This window comes from Rhodococcus sp. O3 (genome assembly GCF_048897285.1).
Lineage (GTDB): Bacteria > Actinomycetota > Actinomycetes > Mycobacteriales > Mycobacteriaceae > Rhodococcus.
Map to the genome: position 1 here is coordinate 1 of NZ_JBMBTE010000215.1, position 4,850 is coordinate 4,850.

Genomic DNA, 4,850 nt, shown 5'->3' on the forward strand with positions numbered 1-4,850 from the left:
CGACGGGAATCGCAAACCCCGCGACGACGCGCGCGCGGCCTCGGAGTCCGATGCCCCGCGCGCCCCGCGGATGCCGCGGAAGCTGACCGTGACCCGGGTCGCGGCCCTGCGCAGCCGGGAGCTGACGAACAAGGGCATCGCCACGTTCCGGCGCGCGGCCACCGCGGACGGCGCCGACAAGTCGGGGCTGACGGCGCTGATGTACGCGACGATGGCGAACTTCGCGAGCGACGCGGCGATCGCGGTGGCACTGGCGAACACCTTGTTCTTCTCGGCCGCGACCGGCGAGGACAAGACGAAGGTCGCGCTGTACCTGCTCATCACGATCGCCCCCTTCGCGATCATCGCCCCGCTGATCGGACCGTTGCTGGATCGGCTGCAGCACGGTCGCCGGCTGGCGTTGGCGGCGTCGTTCGCGCTGCGCTGCGTCCTCGCGGTGGTGCTCGTGTTCAACTTCGACAGTTGGGGGCTGTATCCGGCGGCGCTGGCGATGATGGTGCTGAGCAAATCGTTCTCGGTGCTGAAATCGGCCGTGACGCCCCGGGTACTGCCACCGGAGATCGACCTGGTTCGGGTCAATTCCCGGCTGACGGTGTTCGGCCTGGTCGGCGGCACCTTGGGTGCCGGTGCGGTCGCCGGTGCCGCGGCGTGGCTGTTCGGCTCGTCGGGTGCGCTGTGGCTGTGCGCCGGCATCACCGCGTTCGGCGCGTACCTGAGCATGCGGATCCCCGCGTGGGTGGAGGTCACCGAGGGCGAGGTCCCGGCGACGCTGTCCTATCACGGGTCCGAGGCCCGCACCGAGATGCTCGACACCAAGACGGAGGTGATCACCCCGCCCGGCACGCGGCGCCGTCAGCCGCTGGGCCGGGCGGTGGTCACCGGGCTGTGGGGCAACGGCACGATCCGGGTGCTGACCGGATTCCTGACCCTGTTCATCGCGTTCGTCGCGAAGTCCAAGACCGAGCACGACCCGCTCGTGCAGGCCGCGATGCTGGGCCTGGTCGGGGCGGCCGCGGCGATCGGCAACTTCGCCGGCAACGCGACGGGGGCGCGGTTGGCGCTGGGTCGTCCCGCGCTCATCGTCGTCCGCTGCACCGCGGCGGTGGTGATCGTGTCCGCGATCGTCGCGGCGACGGACAACATCTTCGCGGCCGCCGCCGCGGCGCTGGTCGCGGCGTGTGCGAGTGCGCTGGCGAAGGTGTCGCTGGACGCGTCGCTGCAGCAGGATCTGCCGGAGGAGTCGATCGCGTCCGGGTTCGGACGTTCGGAGACGGTGCTCCAGCTGAGCTGGGTGGTCGGCGGCGCGCTGGGAGTGTTGTTGCCGCCCGAATATTGGATCGGCTTCGGTGTCGTCACGGTGGTGCTGGTTCTGGGACTGACCCAGACGATCCTGACCTACCGTGGGAAGACGCTGCTGCCCGGATTGGGCGGTAAACGTCCCGAACACGCCGATCAAGAGACCGCCGGCCGGCGCACCCCGCGCACGGCCGGACATTCGAGCAGGAACGGAAATCGATGACGCTGCAGGCCCGGACGAAGAAGATCATCGCGCTGATCGCGGTGGTCGTATTGCTGGCGGCGGGTGGTCTCGCCGCAGTGGTGTGGAAGCTCGTCGACTCGGCCGAACCGAAGCTGCCGACGATCACCGCCTTCGCGCACGGCAAGAGCGTGACGGTCCAGCCGACCCAGCACTGCAACCTCTACCTGGAGGAATGCGTCGAAAATCCGCTGGGCATGCTCGACGTGCCGGCCGGGTTCCCGCTGCAGTTGTCGCTGCCGTCCGAGATCTCCGACGCCCCGTGGCGCCTGATCGTCGTCTACGGCGATCCCAAGACGGGCCAGACGTTCGTGGACGGCCGCCTCTTCGAGCCCGGTGAGCAGCGCGCGGTCACCGTGCCGTCCGATCCGTCGATCCAGCTGCTCGGCGTCGAGATCCAGCTACCGTCGGCCGTGCAGGACGAGACGGGCACGGCGATCGCGCACGCGGTCTGGGCCCTCCAGACCTACTGACCGCCTGTCACAGACCCGATCTTCGAACGACGAGGGCCTCCGGTGCATCACCGGAGGCCCTCGTCGTGAGTGGGGTGACGAATATCAGGAGTCGAGCTCGCGGGCGACGGCGCGCAGCACCTCGGAGATCCGCTGGGCTGCCTTGCGGTCCGGGTACTGGCCGCGCCGCAGGTCCTTCTGGACCGACGCCTCGAGCAGGTTGATCATGTCCTCGATCATGCCGTGCAGTTCGTCGGGGCTGCGCCGCTTCTTGTCCGCGGTGCTCTCGCGGCGACCACCCTTCTGTCGCAGGGTGGGTTGTTCGAGCAGTTTCACGCTCAGTGCCTGCGGGCCGCGGCGGCCGACGGCCATGCCGAACTCGACGCGCTGCCCCGGCTTGAGGGCCTCCACCCCTTCCGGGAGTGCGGACGCGCGGACATAGACGTCCTCGCCCTCCTCCTGGGACAGGAAGCCGAAGCCTTTTTCGACGTCGTACCACTTCACCTTGCCGCTTGGCACCGCGCTCACCCGCTCCTCGACAGCTGTACCCGTCCGGGCACCTGTGGATATGCAAAACAACGCGCCCCGCAATCGGTGCGGGACGCGTAGACGGCCGCCAGTGTACCCCGACCGGTGCGACCGCCACGTACATGCGCGACCCACTACCGTGGACGACGTGGGTACTTCCGATTCTTCTACGCGGCCGGGCACCGGCCTGCTGAAAGCGGCGCTGGTGTGCTTCGCCGTCGGTATCGTCGCAGTTGTCCTGATTTTCCTGACCCCGGTCGTCACTGACGGCAAACCGGGCCTGGTGCTGTATTCGCTGACCGCGGCGTGGCCGCTGGGCTTCCTGCTGGCAATCGCGTCCGCCCTGCGGTCGGGCCGTCGCGCGCGTGGAGGTGGATCGTGAAGTTCCTGCTCAACGTCATCTGGCTGATCTTCGGCGGGCTGTGGCTGGCACTGGGCTACTTCCTCGCCGGCATCATCTGCTGCCTGCTGATCATCACGATCCCGTTCGGCATCGCGGCGTTCCGCATCGGCGTGTACGCGCTGTGGCCGTTCGGCAAGACCGTCGTCGACAAGCCGACGGCCGGGGTCGGTTCGCTCATCGGCAACATCATCTGGGTGATCGTCGCGGGCGTGTGGCTCGCGATCGAGCACATCGTGACCGCGGTCGCGATGGCGATCACGATCATCGGGATTCCGCTCGCCATCGCGAACCTGAAGATGATTCCGATCTCACTGATGCCGCTCGGCAAGGACATCGTGCCCGTCCGATCACTTCAGTCACACGTGTGACGTTAGTCACATCACGCCCCGATAACATTCCGGCCTCGAACGCGCAGGACGCACACAGATAGGGCGCTACCTGCGGGTTCTCGAGCACTGCTGTCCAGGTCACCTGCCTGCGCGCGATGAATCGCGCGTTATCAATTGGTGACACTCCGCCCCCGGAACCGTTACCTTCGAAGCCGGTCGGACTGGTCCGGCCGACCCGGATCCGCCGCGCCAAATCCTGTCCCGCGGAACCGGACCCCCAACGAACGATCCAGGGGACAGGAAACGGGGGACCCACACGGTCTCCCAGGGAGCGGAAGTTCCCAGGAGGCACCCGGGCACGAGCACCAGCAACGGCCCTAGGGGTGAAGCCGAATCGCTCCCAGCGGGAGCGTCGCGGCCGGGCTACCTCTTCAGCCCGAACCCGACAGCTGACCTCGTAGGCGCGTGCGGAGAGGAACCGGAGCAATGAGCGGACGCCATCGCAAGCCCACCAACACCGGCCGTACCGTCGCGAAGTTCGCGCTGACCAGCGCGGTTCTCGGCGTCACCGGCGTCGCATTCAGCGGCACCGCCAACGCAGCCCCCGACTCCGACTGGGACCGCCTCGCACAGTGCGAGTCCGGCGGCAACTGGGGCATCAACACCGGCAACGGCTACCAGGGCGGCCTGCAGTTCTCGCCGAGCACCTGGAACGCCTACGGCGGCACGCAGTACGCACCGACCGCCAACCAGGCCACCCGCGACCAGCAGATCGCCGTCGCCGAGCGCGTCCTCGAAGGCCAGGGCTGGGGCGCATGGCCGTCCTGCTCCTCGAGCCTCGGTCTGAGCAGCGCACCCACCCCGCGTTCGGCGCCGACCTCCGGGACGCTCGCGGACAAGGTCGAGACGCCGCAGGAGCAGGCTGCTCCCCAGGCCACCGCCGAGGCCGCGCCGACCCTCCAGGACAGCATCCCGTTCCTCGCGCCGCAGAGCGCCAAGGAAGGCTTCGCCCAGGGCATCGAGGCGCTGCGCGCCGCCGGCATCCCGGTCGATCAGGGTCTGGTCGATCAGGTCACGGCCATCCTGCCGAACTGACACGAACACAGAGAAGGGGCCCCGCACCTGATTGGTGCGGGGCCCCTTCTCTGTGTTCGGAAGCTCTGCGTTCGAGAGCCTGAGGTTCGGAGAATCAGCGGTTGATAACGGTCTGCGGGTGCGTGTACGGGAGGGACTCGACCGGAAGCGGGAACTCGGTCTCCTCACCGTACGGAGAGAGCGGACCCGAACGCGTGGAGGACAACTCGGTGACGGCGAGATCGCCATCGACAAGTTCCGGCCACCCGCGATCAACGTACTGGTTCTTCGAATTGTTCGCCATGCGCTCATTTTGGCAGGTGAGTTCGCGGCGGGCCACCTCAGGTCCGTAATCTGGGTCGGATGACCCTAACCACCTCGTCCGGGCCGAACCCAGGGCCCTCCACCCTCGCCCGGTGGCTGACCGGACGTCGCGACTCCGACCTCGCCGCGCTGCTGCGCGCCCGGCCGGATCTGGTGGTGCCGCCCCCGGCCACGATGACCGTGCTGGCGAACCGCGCCCAGCA

At 68.3% G+C, this 4,850-nt stretch carries 7 protein-coding genes and 1 riboswitch; of the genes, 5 read left to right on the plus strand and 2 right to left on the minus strand.

What is annotated here, in order from left to right; all coding sequences use genetic code 11:
• Together ACN675_RS27650 and ACN675_RS27655 are read left to right on the plus strand one after the other, a co-directional pair.
• The coding region (locus ACN675_RS27650; protein WP_420753859.1) for an MFS transporter at nt 1-1,519 on the plus strand (1,519 nt) is incomplete at its 5' end.
• Between the two features lie 2 nt (nt 1,520-1,521).
• Nucleotides 1,522-2,010 carry a DUF2771 domain-containing protein gene (locus ACN675_RS27655; RefSeq protein WP_420753864.1) on the plus strand — a complete coding sequence of 163 codons (489 nt, stop codon included), beginning with the start codon at nt 1,522-1,524 and terminating at the stop codon, nt 2,008-2,010.
• A gap of 84 nt (nt 2,011-2,094) precedes the next feature.
• On the opposite strand, the gene ACN675_RS27660 is transcribed toward ACN675_RS27655, so the two are convergent.
• Nucleotides 2,095-2,508, minus strand: a complete 414-nt coding sequence (locus tag ACN675_RS27660) for a cold-shock protein (RefSeq protein WP_197252490.1) — start codon at nt 2,506-2,508, stop codon at nt 2,095-2,097.
• Between the two features lie 148 nt (nt 2,509-2,656).
• Between ACN675_RS27660 and ACN675_RS27665 the strand changes: the two genes are divergently transcribed.
• The 3 genes from ACN675_RS27665 to ACN675_RS27675 all read left to right on the plus strand — a co-directional run bounded on the left by ACN675_RS27665 (nt 2,657) and on the right by ACN675_RS27675 (nt 4,344).
• The gene (locus ACN675_RS27665) at nt 2,657-2,899 is read left to right on the plus strand and encodes a hypothetical protein (protein WP_420753860.1); all 243 of its coding nucleotides are present in this window, start codon (nt 2,657-2,659) and stop codon (nt 2,897-2,899) included.
• Nucleotides 2,896-3,288, plus strand: a complete 393-nt coding sequence (locus ACN675_RS27670; RefSeq protein WP_420753861.1) for a YccF domain-containing protein — start codon at nt 2,896-2,898, stop codon at nt 3,286-3,288. Before ACN675_RS27665 ends, ACN675_RS27670 begins: the two co-directional genes overlap by 4 nt.
• A gap of 213 nt (nt 3,289-3,501) precedes the next feature.
• Nucleotides 3,502-3,729, plus strand: a riboswitch (cyclic di-AMP (ydaO/yuaA leader).
• 6 nt (nt 3,730-3,735) lie between these two features.
• A complete protein-coding gene (locus ACN675_RS27675) occupies nt 3,736-4,344 on the plus strand; it encodes a transglycosylase family protein (protein ID WP_420753862.1) in 609 nt (202 codons plus the stop codon).
• A 94-nt stretch (nt 4,345-4,438) separates the two neighbouring features.
• Here ACN675_RS27675 and ACN675_RS27680 read toward each other — a convergent pair whose 3' ends face one another.
• Complete coding sequence (locus ACN675_RS27680) at nt 4,439-4,627, minus strand: hypothetical protein (protein WP_420753863.1); 189 nt, start codon at nt 4,625-4,627, stop codon at nt 4,439-4,441.
• Nucleotides 4,628-4,850: the final 223 nt, after the last annotated feature.